This is a genomic window from Chryseobacterium sp. JV558 (genome assembly GCF_033712365.1).
In the GTDB taxonomy this organism is placed as follows: Bacteria; Bacteroidota; Bacteroidia; order Flavobacteriales; family Weeksellaceae; genus Chryseobacterium.
In genome coordinates, this window is sequence record NZ_WJHU01000013.1 from 1 (window position 1) to 21,834 (window position 21,834).

Consider the following 21,834-nt stretch of genomic DNA (forward strand, 5'->3'; position numbering starts at 1 on the left):
AAACAATGAATAATTGTTCCTGTTGCCATCTAATACCAGAGATCACTTATCATTCATCACTGATCATTGATAGCACATGTCACTCCGCAGGAGTCTAAACAATACATTTTAAATTCTATTCTATCATCAAGTATATCTAAGATTATCAAATCATTTAAGTATTAAAAAACTCTGTAGTATTCCTTTGAATCCTTTGCACTCTCATCAATATGGCTGGATTCCTACGGAATGACATAATTGGGGATATTAGATCTTAGAATTTAAATACTTGCAACGCCTAACCCCGAACCCGGGATCCCGATCATTCATCAATGATAATAACACATGTAAAGCTGTATATTCATTAATTTATTATCAACTTTATTCAATTACCCGGGATTTTTTGTTTTTTAACTTGAAAATTGTGTAACTTAGTAATATCAATATGATTACGAATCTAAAAATATATAGCATGAAAAAACATTTATTCCCTTTATTTTTACTGTTTTTCGGTATGACTGTACAAGCACAGCAGGATTTCTTTGCGATTACAGGAAAAGAAACTCAAAGTATTACTTTCAATGATTTTCGTACCATTGATGTGGCTAATGGAACTTCCGGAGAGAAAGTTTTTACAGCCGATTCTTCAGCAAAAGTATTTTCACAGGCTAGAAGAAGTATTGTAGCGGAAGACAAAAACTCCTACAGTAGCTCTCAAGCAATAACTATGGCTGCCCTGGCCTATGATTCTTCGAATAATAATCTGGTATATATGCCCATGTTTTCTTCTAATATCTATGTTTTGAATCCTCAGACGAAGGAGATTACATTGGTAGAAAATAGTATTGCAAGAGTATCATCGTGTGATATCAATTCTCATATTACAAGAATGACAACAGGGTATAATGGAAGTATCTATGCTGTGAATAATGCCGGCACACAATTTTTGGAAATTAATAAAAAAAGTGGACAATATGTTGTGAATGATCTTGGGATCATTAAAGATGATTCTTCTAATGGTAGAAATTCTTTTACCGCTATGGAAACTGGTTTTGGTGGCGATATGATTGCTGATACAGATAATAACTTCTATGTTTTCGCTGCTTCAGGAAATGTTTTCAAAGTTCTGACAAAAGAGTTAAAAGCTAAGTTTATTGGTAAAATTACTGGAATTCCTGATAATTATTCTGTTAATGGATCCGCTGTAAATGCTCAGGGGAAAGTTGTAATAGCAAGTGCAAAAGGAGCGGCCTTATATGAGGTAGATCTGGCAACTTTACAGGCAAAACAACTTCCAGGAGAGCAAGGATTACATATTTATGATTTGGCAAGTAAGTATTTTGCTAATGATAAAGGTTCTAATATTAATATCCTGACAACGAATCTGGATGTTTATCCAACTAAGGTAGATGAACATTATATCAACGTTCATGTTAATAAGAATATAAAAGGTAATATTAAGCTGAATATCTTCGACATGTCAGGTAAAAATGTGATGACTCAGAATTTATCTGTGAAAGATACTTCGCTGGATGAGAAAGTATATCTTAAAGGATTAGTGGTTGGGGCCTATATTGTAAATATTACTGATGAATCGGGAAAAGCAATATTCAATAAGAAAATTCTCGTAATAAGATAATTACGAAACTTGATTACAAATATAAAGACCTTTTCAAATCATTTTGAGAAGGTCTTTTAATGATTATTTGATATTCAATAAATTTTATTTTTCGATATTAAAATGTACTTTTATAAAAAAATATAGATGAAACTATACTTTAATGTAGGTTATATTGTAAAGGCTGGTGAAAATTTGCAGTTGGTAATTGGTGAAGAGGGAACTGCAGTGCACATCCATACTATGTTTTCTGCAGAGAATGGGATATGGAAATGTGAAGTAGACAATTTCTCAAAATCTATTTCTTATCTATACCGCGTAGCAGATGAAAAAGGCAATGTATTAAGAGAGGAATTTGTTCCGCATCATCTTAGTTTTCCACATAATTATAAGGAATTTGTAATTTTTGACGAATGGAATAATAAAAATTTCCCTGAAAACTATTTAAACAACAAAATTCTTTACAATAAGCTGCATGATTTTGTTCCCGAAAAAATAACAGCTCTAAAAAAGCATACCCATTTATTCAGAATAGAAGCTCCTATTTATAACCCGGATTGGAGGATTGTACTTTTTGGAAGTACTGCATCTTTAGGAAACTGGAGTTATGAAAAAGTTATTCATTTACATCAGACAGATTTTGGAATGTGGGAAGCTTCTGTTGAAATTCCAGAGAATGAATTTATCCAGTTCAAATACTGTATTTACGATACCAAAGAAAACAGAGTTATTGATGTAGAAACCGGAGAGAACAGATTTACGGTTGCTAATCCATTAAGTGATGTTTTGCAGATTGTTTCCAATCATTATTTTAGATTTAAAGGATATCAGATGTATCATGATGCCGGAGTTGCTGTTCCCGTATTCTCTTTGAGAAGCGAAGACGGCTTCGGTGTAGGAGAATTCTCGGACATTAAAAAACTGGCAGACTGGACAAAAGAAACGAATCTGGGTATTATTCAGATTCTTCCGATTAATGATACAACAGCGAATTATTCCTGGACAGATTCATACCCTTATGCAGCAGTATCTGTATACGCTCTGCATCCACAATATATCTCTATAGAAAAGCTTGACTATTCTTTACCGAAGGAATTAGTTGAATCTTATTCATCTGAAAAAGAGAGATTAAATGCCTTGGATCTGATTGATTATGAAAAAATGATCGAAGGTAAATGGAAATATCTTACCGCTGTTTTCTATGCAGAAAAAGATAAAATCTATAAAGACAGGAATTTCAAAAAATTCTTAAAGGATAATGAATATTGGCTTATTCCTTATTCTGCATTCTGCGTATTGAGAGACAAATATAAAACACCCAATTTCAACGAGTGGAAAACTCACAAAAAATATATTGCAGGAAAGATCTTACAGTTTTTTACAACGAAAAACAAAGATTACGATATCTCAATGCTTCATGCCTGGGTACAGTATCAATTACATATTCAGCTGAAAGATGCTGTTGATTACACCCATAACCTGGGAGTTTCGTTGAAGGGAGATCTTCCAATCGGAATTTATAGATACTCCGTAGAAGCCTGGACAGAACCGGAATTATTCGGAATGGATTTTCAGGCTGGTGCACCTCCTGATCAATTTACAGAACTCGGACAGAACTGGGAATTCCCTACTTACAATTGGGAAGCTATGAAAGCAGATGACTATAGATGGTGGAAAAACAGATTCAAAGCATTGGAACAGTATTTTGATGCTATGAGGATCGACCATATTTTAGGTTTCTTCAGAATATGGAGAATGCCTGTTTCTGCTGTGCAAGGGATTTTAGGATACTTTTATCCGGCTGTTCCTATTGTTGCGGAGGAATTTAAGGCCTGGCAGATTCCGTTTAATTTTGACAGGTATTGTAAGCCTTTTATCAACAATGAGGTATTATGGGAGTACTTTGGAAAAGATAGTGGGAAAGCCCTCGAATTTATGAATCGTAATGCTAACGGTACCTATGCATTCAAAGAAGAATTTGATACCCAGAGAAAACTGGTTAATTTCTTTAAGAAAAAATCATATGGTGCGCTTGAAGAACAATTGATTTCTCTATGTGCTAATGTTTTGTTTTTAGCAGAAGAGAGAAATGGGAAAACAGTTTACCATCCAAGGTTTAATGTATACAATACTGAGTCTTACAAATATCTTCCGGAATTGGAGCAGAAAAGTATTTATGACCTCTATCACGACTATTTTTTCAGAAGACAGGATCATCTTTGGTCTGAAAAAGCAATGGAAAAACTTCCTGTTATCCTGAATGCTACCAAAATGCTGATCTGCGGAGAAGATCTGGGAATGGTTCCTGCATGTGTACCGGTTGTCATGGACGAATTAGCCATCATTGCTTTGAAAGTGCAGCGAATGCCTTCTGAAAATATTCCGTTTTATAATCCTAAGAATGCAAACTATATGAATGTAGTGACAGCATCTTCACATGACAGCTCAACCCTGAGACAATGGTGGAAAGAAGATCCTACTCTTACTCAAAAATATTTCAACCAGCAGTTGATACAGTATGGAAAGGCTCCCGCAGATCTGAATCCTCATCTTGCGGAGATCATTATGAAGCAGCATTTATATAACGATGCTATGCTGGCTATTTTCCCGATTCAGGAATTTCTGGCAACAGATGCAGAGCTTACCAATAAGAAAATGGATAATGAAAGAATTAATAATCCTGCGGTTTTCCCACACTATTGGCGCTACAGAATGCATATAAATCTGGAAGACCTTAAAAAGAAAGAATCCTTCAATGCAAAAATTGCTTTTTGGATAAAAGATAGTGGAAGAATGTAAATTTAACAATTGATTATCAATTAGTTATTAATAATTTAAAAGAAGTTTGATCTTAGGATTTAACTTCTTTTTTTTATTTGTATCAAAAAGATAGAATTAAGATATTCTGCTATATATTAACCAAATAACGACTATAGAGATGAAAAAAATATTTTTAGGATTAGCTTTTGGGTTGGGCGTTTTGACGTCGGCTCAGCAGTATCCGAACAATGGTTGGGGTGATGATGGTTATTATCAGAATGGTGAAGGCTATTACAGCGACGAAGATGACAGAAATTATTTCCCAGACGATTATTATTACAATTATCCTCAGGATTATTATCCAAGTGATTATTATCAAAGCTATTATAACGACTACAGAGGAAGTATTGTTAATATCGACTGGAACGGATTTTTTGTACAGAACAGATTAAGCCGCTGGCAGGTAGACCAGATCATGAGACTTAATAATCTGTATGCAAGTTTTACAGCTTGGGATAATTTCTACCGATATAATCCGGACAGATGGTATTATGATAGGTTTTATGCATTAGAAAGAATTGTAGGACCGAGAGTATTTGTTGTTTTCCAAAATAACTATTACAGAGGCTCAAGCCCGGTTATATATTTCCAGAATTACAGAAGATCGTATTATGGACCGAGATATACTGTAATGCCAAGATATAGAAATATCAATATCAATATTTACAGAGTAGACAGATCAAGGTTCCGCAGAATGGATAACCCTACTTTTGATATCGTGAGAAGAGACAACAGAGGGGGAAATGGTTTCAGAAATACGAGAACCGAAAACTCAGGTGGTTTCCGTGATAATAATGGAGGATTTAGAAGCACTAATAACGGGAATAGAGGAAACTCAGACAATAACGGAGGTTTCAGAAGTAATAATGGAGGAGGATTCAGAGGAAACTCAGACAATGGAGGAGCCAGAAATAGTACAGAAAATAATGGAGGTTTCAGAAGCAGTAATGGAGGCGGTTTCAGAGGAAACAGTGAAGTGAGAAGAGATGCTCCCAAAAGAGAAGATAATGGTGGATTTAGAGGTAACAACGGCGGAGGCAGACAAAGATCTGAAAGCTCAGCGCCAAGCCAACAGAACCGTGGTAATAATGGAGGCTTTAGAGGAAGCTTAGTAAAGAATTAATTTTCATATATTATATTTAAGTGGTGTGAAGGACAGGTTTTTATAATCTGTCCTTTTTTTTGTTTGTTTATTGATTTGTTTTTGTTAAAGTTTAACATTATTTATGAATATGTTAATTTAACTTGTGTTTTAATTAATAATCAAAAAGGTATAATAACAAAATAACAATTAATTAAATTTTAAAAAGATGAAAAAATTAGTTTTAGCAATAGCATTTATCGGAATGGGAAGTTTTGCAATGGCACAACAAACTACAACTCCACAAGACAGACAGGCAAGAGCCGTTGAAATGAAGCAGAAAATGGAACAGAAACAGCAGGAACGTCTTGCAGAAATGCAAAAAGACCTTAATCTGAACCCGTCTCAGGTAGCTCAGGTAAAAGCCCTTCAGGACAAAAAAAATGCTGAAAGGAAAGCTGAGTTCGAGAAAAATAAAGGAGATAGACAACTTAAGATGCAGGAGATGCAAGCCAAAAGAGCACAAATGGATGCTGATATGAAAAAAATTCTAAACCCTGAACAATATGATAAATGGCAGGCTGATAGAAAAGCAAAAGCAGAGAAAATGAAGATGGCAATGAAAGAAAGAAAAATGATGAAAAAGCCTATGAATACGGGAGCTGCTGATGTAAAATAACAGCCTGTAATTTTAGTTTTTTAATGTGTTAAGGATGGATGTTTCTCCATCCTTTTTGTATTAATTTTCTTTAAAACTTTTGATTTCGGGCTTTTATTCCCTATTTTTGACTATAAATTTAATACTTATGGTAAGCGAAAAAATTGCAAAATTAATTAACGAACAAATTGCCCACGAACAATACGCCGCTCAATATTATCTTTCAATGTCTGCATGGTTTTCTGGAAAAGATCTGGATGGAATTGCCAACTATTTCAGAGTACAAAGCAAAGAAGAATTGATGCACGCAGATAAAATGTTTGATTATCTGAATGATGTAGGCGGGGAAATTATCATCGGAGAAATTCCAAAACCTCCACATGAGTTCGAAAATGCAACAGATATTTTTGAGAAAGCATTGGCACATGAGAAAATAGTTACTAAAAGTATTTTCAATATTGTGAAAAATGCAAATGATGAGGGAGATTTTGCAACAACGTCATTCATGCAGTGGTTTATCAACGAACAGGTAGAAGAAGAAGCCAGCGCTTCTCAATACGTAACGAAAATCAAAATGGTATGCGATAATCCATCAGCACTATACCTTTTTGACCAGGAATTGTCTCAGAGAGTATTTGTTCCTGCTACAATAGCTTAAAACTGAAACTTCTCAAAATATAAAACCGCTCTCCAATGGAATAGCGGTTTTTGTTTTTTTATATAAGAGAAATACATAAAACGAGAAGAATTACCTTCTTAGCTTTTGCCTCTGTATCCTCACAACAGTAATAAAAACTATTGCTCCCAATACAAAACTGAGGAACAAAGATTTTGCAATGTTTTCAGTAGGCATATATCGATGGTCATCTTGCGTGACAGGTGGATCTATATAATTAATAATATTATAGCTGGCTACTGTGGAGACTGACATGATGATCAGGCTTATAACACAGGAAATTAAATATATTTTCATGGTTGTATCAAAATAAAATGGCAGATCAAATGCTATTTATTATTAATAAAAATAATAAAACCTTTTCTATTTTGAAGCGTTTTTATAAGAATTTATATGTTAATCTTTTGATAAGGTTGGGATTCGATAATTTATAGATAGATAATCTGAGTCTTGAGAACTTTTTTACCTAGACGTTCAAGTATATTTTTATACCCTTCTACCTGTGCCTCATCCTTGGCTTTCTGCTCACCAGTCTTAAAATCAACAATGATATACCCTTCCTCACCTTTTAAAATACGGTCAGGCCTGAATATATGACTTTCCCCATTTTCAGAGATCATAATATCTTTCTCGTTGATCACTTCCCATTTTTCATCAAAGAATTCTGCATAAGTTTTCACGATTTCTTCTAAAGTGAGCTGTATTTCGTTTTTTTCCTCCAGCGTAATCTGTCCTTCCAGCGCATATCCTTCCAGCACTTTGGAAATATCCTTTTCTGTATTGATCTTTGATAAAAGCTCATGAACAAATAGCCCGATTCTTACCTTTTCATTTCTTACCTGATAGTTTTTAGACGGCGTAGCAATCTTGATAGAAGTACTTTTTTCATTGACATTCTTCAGATCCTGAATATTCTGGGTTTTAAAAGATGAACTTTTATCTTTCGAATGTTTTTTCAGCATTTCAGGCTTCACTTCATACACATCAAACTCATCAGCCTGTTCCGGATTCTTTGTTTGAAGGAATTCAAGGAGCTCAAGATTATTAGAGGTCTTATTGGCTTTCTGAATATAGAAAAACAGCTGTTCAACAGGTCTGGTGGTAGCAACATACTGCAGACATAATCTGTCAATCATATTTTTGTAAGAATTTTTACTGTTGAAAAACAGAATTTCCTCATCATATACTTCCAGATTCTTACTGAACTGATTGATATTGACAGATTTTAAAGCTTCATTTTCATTCGTATCAAACCAGTTGGTAAATTCACTATCCCGGTTTTTGTTCATCATAGGAATAAAAACAATAGGGAATTCTAACCCTTTAGACTTGTGAATGGTCATGATCTGGACCGCATCAATATTTTCTGAAGCCTGGATAGTGTAAGAAGAAGCTTCCTCATCCCAATATTTCAAAAACTCTTTTGTACTGGCACCCGCATTCTGAGTGAAGTTGAAAAGCATTTCCAGGAAGTTCAGTAAAAAGTCGGTCTCTTTACCTTCAACAGAAAATTCGTTGATGTAATATTCGATGAAATTATAGAGATTAAACCTCGGAAAATTATCCTGCTTAAGCTGTAGTGCATACTTTTGCTGAATAAACTGTAGTATTTCTTCATGTCCCTCAATATCCAGAATTTCTTTCATTCCTAAAGTGAAATCAGGCATATGAATTTTTCCTAATGTATTCAGATGATACATCATCATGATCAGACAATGTTTATTCTTATGATTAATTTCCCATCGCAGAAATTCAATGACAGCCTTTAGCGTATTGGATAGTTCCAGCGTAAGACCTTTATCGGAAATTGTTTTAATATTGGTTTCCTCACCACGATACTTAACCTTTAAACCTCCCAGTTTTTGAGAATAGCTGAAAATATCAAAATTTCCACGACAAAGAATCGTGATGTCAGAAAACTGGAAACCATTGTCCAGGCATTCCTGGATGTCTTTCTTCATCCTCTCGGAAGTATCATTGTAGAACTCTTCATTTGTAAGATTATCAATCAGATTCACTTTTACACGTCCGTCAATCTTTGATTTGGGACTTTGTTCAGCATCTTCCCCGAAAATATTCTTATGTTCTTCCAAAAGTCCTTCAGAATGAAAACGGTACAGCTCATTGTTGAACTGTACAATATTTCGGGCACTTCTCCAGTTGTCCTTTAATACAAGAAGGTCAGCTTCCTTGGGTGAAAATTCTTTTTTGTTGATAATATCCAGCATCAGTTTACTTTCTCCACCACGGAATCTGTAAATACTCTGCTTAGGATCACCCACCAAAGTAAATGAAGTATACTCCGTAGAAACACTGTGATCTCTCAGCGGGACAAAATTTTGCCATTGCAGTTCAGACGTGTCCTGAAACTCATCAAAGAAATAATGCTGAAACTGTGCGCCTATCTTTTCATAAATAAAAGCAGAAGGTTCATTTTTCAGATTTTCATTGATCAGGATATTAAATTTAGAAAGAAGGACAAGATCATTTTCCTCTTCAATTTTTTGAAGTTCATCCTGAATATCCTTATTTACCTTTAAGGGAAGAAGAGCAGATAATACTTTCTCTTTCTTTTGAGTCTCAATATACAGAAGGATAAGTTTCATTCTGCTATCAAGAAGTGGGTCAAGAACCTCAAAAATCTCAGACTCTTTATGCTTTGATTTTGAAGATGCTCCCTTTCTGTAATTGTTGATAACAGATTCTTCCTGAGTAGTAGGAAAAGGAAATCCGGCTCTTTTCTGTTGGTAAAAGTCTATGACCTTGGTAAAGAAACCCCCGATTCCGTTTTTACCCTGGGCAAAATCTTCAATATCAATATTTCTGGATTTGAATAACTCAATAGAGCTGGCAGCAAGTTCCGCAGACTGTTTTTTATTGAGAACAATTTCTTTACGAAGCGTATTCTTTATATTTTCATAATTGGCATCGTCAAAACTTTTATTGCTTTTCAGGTGTTCATAGTGAATATCCTTTACAAATTCTTTTGCCGAATCATAAAGATTTTTGTTAAGATTGATTCTTTCATTATTCTCAAGGCTGTAGTCTACATAATCCATGAAAGAATTCGAGATGGTTTCATTTTCCCCAATCTGATCCAGCATTTTATCAACGGCTTCTATCAAATAAGGTTCAGCTTCAATTTCAAGATTAAAATTTTTAGCCAGCCCCAATTCATACGAAAAGCTTCTTACCAGCCTTGAATTAAAACGGTCAATAGTTCCGATATTCAATGTGGAATAATTGTGGAGAACATAATCCAGTAGTTTCTTAGAACGATGATGAAGCTCATCAATTGTAATTTTTAGTCCCTGCTCTTCAAAAGCTTTCTGGATATTTTTCAGATCAGTATTCTCTGCATACTCTTTAGCGGTAAAATTTCCCAGCCAGGACAAAATTCTTTCCTTCATCTCGTTTGCTGCCTTATTGGTAAAAGTAAGGGCGAGAATATTCCTGATCGACTGCTGTTGATTAGGATAGCGGAGACAGATCATCAGAAGCCTTTGTACCAGGGCGTAAGTTTTCCCGGATCCGGCTGAAGCATTGATGACTGTGTAAGAATTTTGCATTGTTAAAAGAGAATTGAGACTGCAAGTTAGCTAAAATTTAAAAGAAAATTTAACAATTTAATCGGGCTATTTAACAGTTTAGAAGGCAAAAATCAAAAAGAAATATTAAAACGCGTTAACTGTGGTTAAACTTATGGTAAACATTAAAAATAATTTTAGCTTTGCTCTATAAAAAACAGCCAGTGAAACTCAAACTATTCTTTTTCTTATCCTTTATTTTTTTTATCCATACCCATGCCCAAAGTTATATATTCGGAAGGATTACTTCTGAAGATGGTGCTGAAATGCAGGATGTGAATGTAATCAACATCCGGACTGATGAAATAGTAGTTTCCAACAGAGACGGTCATTTTATGATTTCCGGAAGACAAGGGGATGAATTACGTTTTATAAAAGCCGGATATGAAAGGCTCATGAGAAAAGTTTCTCAGGAAAATATACAATCTCCTATGAATATAAGCCTTGTTCGCCAAACCATTCAGATTCCTGAAGTGGAAGTGAAACAAGGCCTTACCGGAAACCTGAAAATAGATTCAAAATTATATAACAAACCTAAAAAGGTTGAAAAACTCATCAAAGATATAGATCAGTATATCGCTCAGAAATCAGACCCGAGAATATTGGCAGCCAAACCGGGAGAATTTGTACAGCCAAAAGGACAGGGATTCTCTATAGGAAAAGTGAAAAACAAATGGGATGATGTAGATTTAATGCAGTATATCAGAGCAAGTCTTGGAGATGATTATTTTACCAATCTTAAGATAGAAAAACCACTGATAGATCATTTTATTTACTATGTTTTTGCGGGAGGTTTCGAAAGAAAAAAAATCCTGAAGTACGGATTCTGCAGTGATACGGATCTAAACAGATTCCAGGGTTTTGTTCTGACAAGAATTTCATCTTATCGCGCTCCACAAACTCAAAGATAAATGGAGATGGTATGTATCAGGAAAACAGTATTCCTTGTGCCTTTTTGTATCGCTTCAGGGTTGGGGGCGCAGCAAAAGATATCGGGAAGAGTAATTACGGGTAATGATCTGGATGTAGCTCCTGTGCTCATTGTCAATATTTCAGCAGGTAAAAGCATGTTAAGTGATATGTCAGGGAAATTTGAAATTGAAGCAAAAGAAAATGATGAGATCAGATTTGTCAAAGAAGGATATTACCGCGCTGATAAAAAAATCACCGGAGAAGATTTTAATTCTCCAATGAATATTATTCTGAAGAAAATGGAGATTCAGATCCCTGAGGTAAGGATAAAGTACAAACCTACAGGGAATCTTGCAAAATACAATCAGCATTTGAATGAATCCAGAAAGATTCAGTCATTAAAATCAGATATGGAGGATTATATGAAAAGTCCGCTTATTCAGCCTTTGCCGAATAATACCCTATCAAAAACTTTTACGGGTCATGATTTTAATGCAGGGCAGGTAAATGTGCTTGGCGTATTGAGTGCTGTAGCAGGTTTGGTGAAAAAAACAACAAAGCCTAAAATTACCAAAGCGAATTACAATGAAACTCAGGATTTTCTTAGAAGGGTAAGAAATGAAATTAATTTAAATTTCCTGAAAAAATACGGAATGGATGAGGAGCAGATAGATACTTTTCTTATCTATGCAGAAAAGACACGTTTACTGGCAAAAAGATACAGGAAGGATTTTCAAATAAGTGTTGTAGAATATGAGCTTAAAGTAGCATTCGGGGAATACAGCAAAATGAATAAATTAGAGGGAACTAAAGAATAATAAAAGTTGGGGTATATGGCTGAAAATATTGAAACATCTGGGCAGAGAAAAATTTTTCTTTTCCTTATGATTCTGTGCAGTACGCTCATTTTTTCCCAGCAGACCGTGACTGGACGGATCGTGGATGAAACTGGTGAAGATTTAAGTAAAGTGATTGTCATCAACATGTCTACCGACAAAAAAGTGTACTCTGATACCAATGGAATATTTTCTATTGATGCTAATCCTAATGATGAACTGAGGTTTGTAAAAGAAGATTTCAACAGAATATCTAGAAGAGTTCTTACCAATGGTATCAACTCTCCATTATTTATTATTCTGCATCAGATTCCGAGGGATGTGGGAGAAGTAAAAATTGTAAAAAAACTCACCGGAGATCTGGAAACAGATTCACGGATTGTGGCAAAAGTAGATAAGGGTGAACAGGTAAGGGATGCAGTAGGACTTCCGCAGCCGGTGGGAAAAATGAGAGAAAAGCCAGCTGAAGTGAAAAGTGTTCTTTTACCAATACTCTTGGGGAATCTGAATGTTCAGGGAGTGTATGATCTGATAAGCGGTAAAGCCAGAAGGCAGAAAAGACAATATAAATATGATGATCTTCAGGAGCATGTTGCCTGGATTCGGGAAAGGATAGATGATGATTATTTTGTAAAAGCCGGAATTCCAGCTGACAGAATTTCAGAATTTATTCAGTTCTCATTTTTAGCAAAACCTCAGGTACGAACCTATGTGAAAGCAAGAAATCTTTCAGGCGTAATGTTGAGGTTGGAAGAAACAGTGCCTCTTTTTATACAACGATTGAAAGAGAACGAAAAGTAGTTTAAAGAGAAAAATATTTATCCAGGTTAAATACGTTTTATTTTCTAATCTTCATTTTTAAAATGTTAAGAAAATCTTAAAATATTGGAATAGTAATTGATACAATCTTTAGTGTAACAACAACCCAAATTCACAATTTTTATGAATAAAAACATTTTTGCAGTAGCTATAGCCGCGCTTGGTTTTATAATCGGGCTCGGATTTTTAGGAAACGCGATTAAAAACAGAAATAAAGCTGAAAATACAATTTCCGTAACAGGTCTCGGGATAAAACAGTTTACATCTGATCTGATCACCTGGTCCGGAAGTTTTTCCAAAAATAATCTTGATCTTAAATCAGCTTATGATGAGCTGGCGATGGACAGAAAAGTCATTAATGACTATCTGCTTTCAAAAGGAATACAGCAGAAAGAGATCGTATTTTCTTCTGTAGATATTCAAAAACAGTTCAGAAGTTATAACGATGCCAACGGAAATTATGTACAGGGAGAGTTCTCCGGGTATAACCTTACCCAAAAAGTTTCTATTGAAAGCAAAGAAGTAGAGAAAATAGAAAACCTATCCAGAAATATTACGGAAATTATCAATCGTGGAATTGAATTTACTTCTTCTTCACCGGCTTATTTTTATACTAAACTAGCTACCGTGAAACAGGAAATGATTGCCAGCGCAACAAAAGATGCGAAAGAACGTGCTGAAAAAATTGCAGAAAATTCAGGAAGCAGCTTAGGAAATCTGAAGAAAGCAACAATGGGAGTAATCCAGATTACAGCACCCAATTCTAATGAAGATTATTCCTATGGCGGAACATTCAATACCTCTTCCAAAGAAAAAGAAGCTAGTATTACTATAAAACTGGAGTACGAAGTAAATTAATAGAACTATTGTCTAAACTTTACACGACTACAGAACATTAAGTATTTAAAACTTTTGTGGTTAAAAAATAAACAATAAACGCCGGAGAAAGATTCCGGCGTTTTATATTTTAATGATAAATAATATCGTAAATTTCTTTTTTGGCTTCCTCCACATTTTCGGGAGTATAGTTAGCAAGCAGCCATAGGTTCAAAGACTTTTTTCCCTCACCATAACTTGGCTGAATGTGGGTATCATCAATCAGACTGAAATTGTTTCTTTGATAAAAAGAATAACGTCTTGCAGCATCTTCACTCAAATCTGCAGGTTCAATTTCTAAAATAACCCCGGGATAATTTTCTGATATATGATTGATAATTTGAGAACCCATTCTCTTACTTCTGAATGCTTCAAAAACTTCAAAATGTTCTACAAAAACAAAAGTACTAAGCTCCCACAAGATGAGGTAGCCAATAGCTTCCGATTCATGAATGACAGACATAAACTTTACATACGGATTTGAAAACAAGCCCGTAAACTGATCTTTATCTCGTTGCTCGTCTACAGGAAAAGTGGTTGTATAAGAAGTATAGATTTCCTGAACTCTATGATCTTCAGCAGAGGTGATTGGTGAAAATTCCATAATTTATAAATCAAAGACACTAGGTCTTCTGGTGATGAAAATATCTTTAATCCAAAGTGTGAATGCTAATCCTAAATAGATCAGAAAGAAAAAACCGGCAGTGGCAAAAGTAGAGTAGATGAAGAAAATTCTCAGTTTAGATACAGGAATTCCCAGCTTGGCACCTGTTCTTGTCAGTACACCAAACCACTCTCTTTCCATTTTATGACGGATATTACTCAGCATTTCCAAAATTGTTATTTAAAAGTTTAAATCCAATACTGCAAGGTAAGCAATTTTTTTGATAAGGTTTTTGCAGGAGGTTATGTATTCAGTGAGAATTATTCTTTTAAAAGTTTAAATCCAATCCCACATACTAAACAGTTTTTTGTTTCACAATAGGTTTTATGATGATAGATCAGACTTTGACTTTCTAAGGCATTGGTAATTTTCATTCCAAGTTTTTTCCAGCCTGTAATGATGGTGTTTTTTTCGGGAGAAACAGTTTTGTACAGTTCAATAATTTCATCGGCAATTTCTTCACGATGATATCTGTGATAAGCATATTGTAAAGGCAGGACTGTATTTAAAATAAGAAGATCAATAAAATCTTTAGACAATGTTTTTGGCTGTACTTTTGAAATATTTCCGAAGTTAAAATGAAAATCCCAGTATTCAGAAGCTTTTATAGAACTAAAAATGGTATACAGCTGATCTCCGTTTCTGGCTTCCATAATTTTTGAGAATAAATTCTGATGTTTGTAAAGGTCTGCCAATTGTGATAATCGGATTGTGGGGAAATTGGGAGGCCTTAACCTTAAAAATTTTGGATGAAATTTCAGATCTGAAATCGAAAACTTAGCTTTAATGAAATCAAATTCTCTTTTCCATATTTTCATCTGTCCGTCTTTCGGATCCTCGAGCCATCCTGAAATTCCGAAGAATAAAGCTTCAAGCTGAAGCGGATTCTGGCGGATTTTATTGATAATATTATAATCCACACTTTCAGCAATCTGCCGGAAAATGTGAGCATTTACTTTTAGCCCGAATGAATAAGCAAAACTGTGAAATAAAACAGCTTCAAAATTATTTTTATACCGGATTAAGCTCTGTTCAAGCTCTTCAGATTTTTCGTCCAGTTTTTTCAGAATATTCTCTTCGTGAAAGTTAACAGGTACTTTTTGGGGATTAAAAATATTTTCACAGGGAATAAATTCATTTCCATTAATGAGTTTTTCATATTTCAAGATGATATTTTCATCAATATGATTTTTAAGTTCCAACGTTGGAACCTGTTTTCCGATAAGTTCTTGAATGTCTATGTCATGCTGAAGTACAACATGCAGAATGATATTCTGATAATTTGGATCTTTAGAATGATTGTGGAAAATCCAGTCTGAGGAACGAACATGCAGTTCTATGTTTCCTGCGAGAAGTAAGCCGTTGATTTTGATTTTAGCATCCAGAAAATCGGGGCCTGCATTTTTATTCCATTTTCCAAAATGGATGATCTCAACGGAATTTCCTTCAATATCCTTGAAGTCAAAATTTTTGAAAACCTTATAGTTCCAAAGATATTGAAGTAGTTTTTCCGTCATAAGTGTGACGTAAATATAATAGAAATATTATACTTTCGTCAGCTCCTTATTAAAGTTTTCTATAGTCGTTCTATACATTTTCTCATAGATAGGAAGAATGTTTTTCAAATCGAATTTTATAGCCTGATCTTTCGCGTTTTGCTTCATTTTGGTTAAAAGTTCATCATTGCTCAATAGCTTGATGGTGTAGTTGCTCATGGCCTCCACATTTCCAATTTCAGCAAGATATCCTGTCTCTCCCTGGATGTTTACCTCAGGAATTCCTCCTGCATTGGAACTGATTACGGGAGTATAAGCGGCCATGGCTTCCAAAGCTGCCAGACCGAAACTTTCCTGTTCTGAAGGAAGAAGAAATACGTCCGAAAGCTGTAAGATTTTATACAGATCATTCACCTTTCCTAAAAGACGGATTTTGGAGATAAGATCCGGGTTTTCTTCTAAAAACTGATTGACCTTTTCCATATCAGGACCTTCACCAATGATGATAAGTTTTGATTTTACCTTTTTCTCCACATTCTTAAAGATCTGAAGGACTTCATCCACTCGTTTTACAGGACGAAGGTTGGATACGTGGATCAGGATCTTTTCATCAGGATTGGCAAACTGTGTTCTCTGGCACTCAGAGCAGTCATCAAATTCAGAATTATCAATAAAATTGGTAATCACCTGAATTTCTTTTTTGATGTTAAAAAACTGAAGGGTATCTTTTTTCAGACTTTCAGATACTGATGTAATAGCATCTGATTGGTTGATAGAAAATTCTACAGCATGTTTATAGCTTGGATGCTGGCCTACAAGGGTAATATCTGTACCGTGTAATGTAGTCACCAGTGGAATATCATTATTGTCTTCCTGAAGCATTTGCTTTGCTGTAAAAGCTGCATATGCATACGGAATGGCATAATGTGCATGAAGAAGATCCAGTTTATAAAGATTGACAACCCTGTAGATCATCGAACTTAACGCAATATCATAAGGCTGATACTGGAAAAGAGGATAAGTCTGAACATTTACCCTGTGGAAGAAAATATTCGGGTTGGTAATGTCTAATCTTGCAGGAAGTGCAGAACTGATGAAATGTACTTCATATCCTTTATTGGCAAGAGACATTCCTAATTCTGTTGCTACAATTCCGCTTCCTCCATATGTTGGATAGCAAAGTATGCCTATTTTCATTAGATTATTGTTGTTTTGATGTTGTATTATTTGGTATTCGCTGAGGTACCTGCATTAAGATCTATACCCATTCCCGGTTTCAGCTGATCATTAACCAATACAGGAAGTTTTCCCCATATTTTTGTTTTTCCGTTTAAAGCATCAGCCGCCGCGTTCATTGAATCATCATTGTTTTCATAAGAAACAAGAACGGTTGAAACTTTTGAAATATCAATATCCTTTAATGCATAAGCACTTCCGAATACATTCAGAATTACATTTTGATTTTTGGTAAGATCAGAAAGCAACTGCTTAGATTCTGCAGAAACTTTATATGGCTTATAAGCTGTGGAATTATCTTTATGGAAACCTACAATTACCGTTGATCCTGCTGGAATAGTATTTATTTCACCCGCTTTTTTGATGATTACATTGTTTCCTAATCTGCTGGCGAAAGTCTGATAAGGTGCTTCTTCCAAAGGAACATAGTATATCTGTTTTCCTGTAAGTGGTAGTAATTTCTTTTCATCCTTTAATAAAGTCAGTGCATTGGAATAAAGATTCTGTACTAACTGGATATGAGAATTATTATTTAAATCAGTATTGATGTTTTCCGGATTTTTTGGTGTGTATTGCGTAAGACCAAGGAAATATTTGGTCAATAAGATTTTTTTCACACTTTCTTCTACTCTGGACTGAGGAATTTCTCCTTTATCAATAGCTTTCTGAATCAGTTTTTTACCTTCGGAAACACCTTGTGAGAAAAGCATAATGTCATTTCCAGCTTTAAAGGCCATAGCATCCAGTTCTCCCGGCTTGTATTTATTGGCTACAGCACCCATATTTAATGCATCGGTAATAATTAAACCTTTATAACCCAGCTTATCTTTCAGTAATCCGGTAATGATGTTTTTAGAAACAGAAGCCGGAATTCCTTTTCCTGATTCTAAACTTGGGACATATAAATGGGCAACCATTACCCCGCCAATTCCTTTATCCATCAACGCTTTGAAAGGTGCCAGTTCTATTGTATTAAGTCTTTCCATCGAGTGGGAAACCACAGGAAGATCAAGGTGTGAGTCAGTGCTGGTATCTCCGTGCCCCGGGAAATGCTTAATTGCTGCCAAGATGTTGTTATCCTGAAGACCATTAGAGTAGGATAGGGCAGAGCTGATTACATTATCCACTTCAGAACCAAAGCTTCTGTTACCAATGATAGGGTTATTAGGATTGGTATTGACATCCACTACAGGAGCAAAATCCCAGTTGATCCCCATTCTGTGACAGTCATCAGCAATTTTTGCGGCCATCTGATAGACAAGGTTTTTATCCTGAATAGCACCTAATGTCATTGCCCAAGGAAATTTGTGAGCCGTGGCAATTCTCTGGTATAGACCCCATTCTGCATCCATACCAATCATCAAAGGAATTTTGGATTTTTGCTGAAATTCATTTACAAGGTTGATTTCCCTTGCAGCATCATCCTGCATTAAGATCAGACCGCCTATTTTATCATTTGTAACAATATTTCTTACCTGGCTGATATAGTCTTCTCCTTTATTGGTATAAAGTGCCACAATAAATAGCTGCCCTAGTTTTTCATCCTGAGAAAGATTTTTATAGTTTTTTTCAACCCATTTCTGAGCCTTTTTCAAATCTTCTTTAGAAGTATTTTTAGGCTGATATTGGGCGTTCACCTTAGGACTTATCAATGCGACAATAAAGAGTGAAGTATATAATAATTTCTTCATGACTTTTTGAATAAGAGCAAAAATACAATTAAAAAAATGAGGAAAACAAAGTTTTTGAGATTTTTGGTATATGATTTGAATACGCAATATAAATAATAACTAAACTTTAATAAGAAATGAAAAAAATACTTCTCTTTTTATTCCTGGGCGCTGTAGGATTTACTGCTTATAGCTGTGATAATAGTGATGACACTGTAGTACAGGGAACAGATTATGATACTATAAACCAGTCATTTGATATAAAACCTAATTTTACCAAGGTTGATGATAATCTTTACAGATGGAGTGATGATTTTAACAGTCCATTAGTACAGTCCGATATGGTCCTTATTTATATGCAGATTGGAAACGATGGGGATTCTCCGGTTTGGAAGCTTCTTCCATATACTCGTTACGTGGGTAATGTGAATAATGATGCTGTAGATTATATTTTTGAATTCAGTAAATATGCTGCTACCATTAATATTAATTCTACTGCAGGATTCAGCTTAACGGCTAATCCATCATACTATCAGAATAAAAATTTCAGAGTTCTTATTCTTCCTGCTAATGGAAGTGGAACAGGTGGTGCAAAAGCAGCTAAAGGTACTGCTGTAGATTACAATGATTACAAAAGCGTAATTAAATATTACAATATTGACGAGTCTAAAATCAAGACTAAATAATTTAGAATATCTTTTCAGTTTTTTATAATTAAAAAAGCTCCGGGAGAAATCTCGGGGCTTTTGATTTTTAATGACCGCTTATGATTATAAATCGATGAATGATTTTAACCGTATAATTCAAGTATTTGTATAAAAAGGATGGGAATTGTGGATAGCCAATTAAAGACCAATTTGAGTACTTTATGTGCGAAATCTGTGATATGATTTAAATGATAATTTCTTAATTAATAAGGAAAAGAAAAAAGCTTCAGAATTTCTGAAGCTTTTGTTGTATTTAGTTATCATTGTCATCCAGAAGATGTCCAAAGAAATCTTTTTTTGTTTGCAGATATCCTTTGCTTATTTCATTTGCAGGAATCTGTAGTGGTACTCTTGAATTAAGGTGAATATTGCTGTCTACAACATATTTTACCTTTTCAGGATTATTGGTGAGAAGGTTGATATCTTTTACGTCCAGCAGATTAAGAATTTCAATGGCTACGCCAAAGTTTCTGTCGTCTGCAGGAAGTCCCAGTTCAAGATTGGCCTGTACGGTGTCCAAACCTTTTTCCTGTAGGGAATATGCCTTCAGCTTGTTGATGATCCCGATGTTTCTTCCTTCCTGACGAAGGTAGATGATAATTCCACCGTTTTCATGGGTATATTTCATTGCTGCATCTAATTGTTGGCCGCATTCACATTTTTTTGAATGGAAAACTTCTCCGGTAATACATTCTGAATGGAAACGAACATTGACAGGCTTTGAAAAATCTGTATTTTCAGCGATGATGGCCATATGAGGCATCCAGTCGTTTTCGTTTTCGGAGAAAGCTATCATTCGGAAAGTACCGTGCTCTGTAGGAACATTGGCTTCCGCCTGAATTTTAATCATTGATAGTTCAATTAGTTTTTAACTTTCTGGCAAAGCATCTTCAATAACAGAGATATTGGTTTTTAAACGAACCAGATATCTGTTGAGAACTTCATCGTCATCTCTGTCAAGATTCTGTCTTAGCTTTTGAATTTTTTTGTAAGATTTTTCGAAGCTTTTAAGAGCTCTGCTCTTACCCGCAGAATTGTTGGCATCAATAGCATATAAATAATTCTGAAGGCTGTATTTCAAACTGGTAACCTCATCATTCAACCCATTGTTTTTAAACTTGGGAAAAGTGGAGATCATGTTTGAAATTTCAGAAGCATTTACATTTTCTTTAATATTGATATTAAAATTCTTCTTTGAGCCTCTGTCGGAATCAGAACCTTTGGTATCACTATAAAAATTATTTGACAACGGGGAAAGGTTTAGCTTTTCCGTTGCGCAGGAAGATGTTAATATGATAAGTACTCCAAGAAAAATTAGTCGTTTCATTTCTGTTGCCCTTTTTGATAAAGGATTGGGTTAAGACTTTCATCGTTATACATTTTCATTTGTTTGTATACTTTCATCTTAACGTTACCGTTTTCAATATCAGCAAGCAACTGATTGATAGAAGTTGATAGATCCTCTTTCTGAGTAAGCAGAACATCCAGTTTAGCCTGGCAGTTGTTTCTGTGTTCTTCAGAAGCAGATTCTCTATTAGCTTCTAACGACATATGATAAACCTTTAATGCAAGAATTGATAATCTGTCTACTGCCCAAGCGGGAGTTTCTGTATTTATTTTTGCTTCAGATTTAGGAGTTATATTTTCAAACTTAGTAAGGAACCAGCCGTCAATATATTCTACCAGATCAGTTCTTTTCTGATTGGAAGCGTCTATTGTTCTCTTGAGTTGAAGAGCTTCAGCCGGATCAATATTTTCATCTCTAATTATATCTTCCAGATGCCATTGAACGGTATCAATCCAGTTCTTTGCATACAAAATCCGTTCCAAACTATCTTTTTCGAACGGGTTATTAATTAGAGTGTTAACATCATCAGACACGTGATAGTCTTCAATAGCTTGATTGAAGACTTTCCATGCAGTCTCAGTAAATTTCATTAATTCTAAGGAATTTTAGTTACTTGGAGAATTATTATTATCGTTCGAAGTTGGTTTTTTTTCAGAACCTGGCTTGTCTTCTTCTTTTACCGCATCTTTAAATTCTTTGATTCCTGAACCTACTCCTCTCATTAATTCCGGAATTTTCTTTCCTCCAAAAAGTAATACTAAAAGTACTGCTACGATAAGGATATGTTGCCAAGATAAGGCAAGTATTGTTAGTGTATTCATCTCTTAAAATTTTTGCAAAGTTACACTTTT

At 34.8% G+C, this 21,834-nt stretch carries 20 protein-coding genes; 10 read left to right on the forward strand and 10 right to left on the reverse strand.

The window, feature by feature from the left end:
• Positions 1 to 451 precede the first annotated feature (451 nt).
• From GFU89_RS22895 to GFU89_RS22915, 5 genes are all read left to right on the forward strand, one after another.
• On the forward strand, positions 452 to 1,618 hold the full coding sequence (locus GFU89_RS22895; protein WP_318849331.1) for a T9SS type A sorting domain-containing protein: 1,167 nt from the start codon (positions 452 to 454) through the stop codon (positions 1,616 to 1,618).
• A gap of 126 nt (positions 1,619 to 1,744) precedes the next feature.
• The gene (locus GFU89_RS22900) at positions 1,745 to 4,396 is read left to right on the forward strand and encodes a 4-alpha-glucanotransferase (protein WP_318849332.1); all 2,652 of its coding nucleotides are present in this window, start codon (positions 1,745 to 1,747) and stop codon (positions 4,394 to 4,396) included.
• A 139-nt stretch (positions 4,397 to 4,535) separates the two neighbouring features.
• Positions 4,536 to 5,540, forward strand: coding sequence for a hypothetical protein (locus GFU89_RS22905; RefSeq protein WP_318849333.1), 1,005 nt, complete (start codon positions 4,536 to 4,538; stop codon positions 5,538 to 5,540).
• A 187-nt stretch (positions 5,541 to 5,727) separates the two neighbouring features.
• Complete coding sequence (locus tag GFU89_RS22910) at positions 5,728 to 6,177, forward strand: hypothetical protein (RefSeq protein WP_318849334.1); 450 nt, start codon at positions 5,728 to 5,730, stop codon at positions 6,175 to 6,177.
• A 127-nt stretch (positions 6,178 to 6,304) separates the two neighbouring features.
• A complete protein-coding gene (locus GFU89_RS22915) occupies positions 6,305 to 6,814 on the forward strand; it encodes a ferritin (protein ID WP_318849335.1) in 510 nt (169 codons plus the stop codon).
• 446 nt (positions 6,815 to 7,260) lie between these two features.
• Here the strand turns inward: GFU89_RS22915 and GFU89_RS22920 are convergent, their stop codons facing one another.
• Entirely contained in the window at positions 7,261 to 10,401 is a 3,141-nt protein-coding gene (locus tag GFU89_RS22920) for a UvrD-helicase domain-containing protein (protein ID WP_318849336.1), read from the reverse strand.
• 182 nt (positions 10,402 to 10,583) lie between these two features.
• Between GFU89_RS22920 and GFU89_RS22925 the strand changes: the two genes are divergently transcribed.
• The 4 genes from GFU89_RS22925 (at position 10,584) to GFU89_RS22940 (ending at position 13,844) form a co-directional block, all read left to right on the forward strand.
• On the forward strand, positions 10,584 to 11,330 hold the full coding sequence (locus GFU89_RS22925) for a hypothetical protein (protein ID WP_318849337.1): 747 nt from the start codon (positions 10,584 to 10,586) through the stop codon (positions 11,328 to 11,330).
• A complete protein-coding gene (locus GFU89_RS22930; protein ID WP_318849338.1) occupies positions 11,331 to 12,149 on the forward strand; it encodes a hypothetical protein in 819 nt (272 codons plus the stop codon).
• Between the two features lie 15 nt (positions 12,150 to 12,164).
• Positions 12,165 to 12,968, forward strand: a complete 804-nt coding sequence (locus GFU89_RS22935) for a carboxypeptidase-like regulatory domain-containing protein (RefSeq protein WP_318849339.1) — start codon at positions 12,165 to 12,167, stop codon at positions 12,966 to 12,968.
• Positions 12,969 to 13,109: 141 nt separating this feature from the next.
• Positions 13,110 to 13,844 carry an SIMPL domain-containing protein gene (locus tag GFU89_RS22940; protein WP_318849340.1) on the forward strand — a complete coding sequence of 245 codons (735 nt, stop codon included), beginning with the start codon at positions 13,110 to 13,112 and terminating at the stop codon, positions 13,842 to 13,844.
• A 109-nt stretch (positions 13,845 to 13,953) separates the two neighbouring features.
• On the opposite strand, the gene GFU89_RS22945 is transcribed toward GFU89_RS22940, so the two are convergent.
• The 5 genes from GFU89_RS22945 to GFU89_RS22965 form a co-directional block, all read right to left on the reverse strand.
• Positions 13,954 to 14,466, reverse strand: a complete 513-nt coding sequence (locus GFU89_RS22945; protein WP_318849341.1) for an N-acetyltransferase — start codon at positions 14,464 to 14,466, stop codon at positions 13,954 to 13,956.
• A gap of 3 nt (positions 14,467 to 14,469) precedes the next feature.
• Positions 14,470 to 14,691, reverse strand: coding sequence for a PspC family transcriptional regulator (locus GFU89_RS22950; RefSeq protein WP_034695702.1), 222 nt, complete (start codon positions 14,689 to 14,691; stop codon positions 14,470 to 14,472).
• Between the two features lie 95 nt (positions 14,692 to 14,786).
• Positions 14,787 to 16,043, reverse strand: coding sequence for a DUF2851 family protein (locus GFU89_RS22955; protein ID WP_318849342.1), 1,257 nt, complete (start codon positions 16,041 to 16,043; stop codon positions 14,787 to 14,789).
• Between the two features lie 27 nt (positions 16,044 to 16,070).
• Positions 16,071 to 17,219: an N-acetyl-alpha-D-glucosaminyl L-malate synthase BshA gene (bshA, locus tag GFU89_RS22960; protein ID WP_047420302.1), complete on the reverse strand. Its 1,149-nt coding sequence runs from the start codon at positions 17,217 to 17,219 to the stop codon at positions 16,071 to 16,073.
• Positions 17,220 to 17,245: 26 nt separating this feature from the next.
• Positions 17,246 to 18,949, reverse strand: coding sequence for a glycoside hydrolase family 3 protein (locus tag GFU89_RS22965; RefSeq protein WP_318849343.1), 1,704 nt, complete (start codon positions 18,947 to 18,949; stop codon positions 17,246 to 17,248).
• Positions 18,950 to 19,065: 116 nt separating this feature from the next.
• Between GFU89_RS22965 and GFU89_RS22970 the strand changes: the two genes are divergently transcribed.
• The gene (locus tag GFU89_RS22970; RefSeq protein WP_318849344.1) at positions 19,066 to 19,614 is read left to right on the forward strand and encodes a hypothetical protein; all 549 of its coding nucleotides are present in this window, start codon (positions 19,066 to 19,068) and stop codon (positions 19,612 to 19,614) included.
• 274 nt (positions 19,615 to 19,888) lie between these two features.
• Here the strand turns inward: GFU89_RS22970 and ribA are convergent, their stop codons facing one another.
• From ribA to GFU89_RS22990, 4 genes are read right to left on the reverse strand one after another with little or no spacing between them, the layout of a single operon-like run.
• A complete protein-coding gene (gene ribA, locus GFU89_RS22975; protein WP_318849345.1) occupies positions 19,889 to 20,485 on the reverse strand; it encodes a GTP cyclohydrolase II in 597 nt (198 codons plus the stop codon).
• An 18-nt stretch (positions 20,486 to 20,503) separates the two neighbouring features.
• A complete protein-coding gene (locus tag GFU89_RS22980) occupies positions 20,504 to 20,962 on the reverse strand; it encodes a hypothetical protein (protein WP_318849346.1) in 459 nt (152 codons plus the stop codon).
• Entirely contained in the window at positions 20,959 to 21,573 is a 615-nt protein-coding gene (locus GFU89_RS22985) for a DUF4254 domain-containing protein (RefSeq protein ID WP_318849347.1), read from the reverse strand. The genes GFU89_RS22980 and GFU89_RS22985 overlap by 4 nt, the downstream gene beginning before the upstream one ends.
• Before the next feature lie 15 nt (positions 21,574 to 21,588).
• Complete coding sequence (locus tag GFU89_RS22990; RefSeq protein ID WP_318849348.1) at positions 21,589 to 21,804, reverse strand: twin-arginine translocase TatA/TatE family subunit; 216 nt, start codon at positions 21,802 to 21,804, stop codon at positions 21,589 to 21,591.
• Positions 21,805 to 21,834 lie beyond the last annotated feature (30 nt).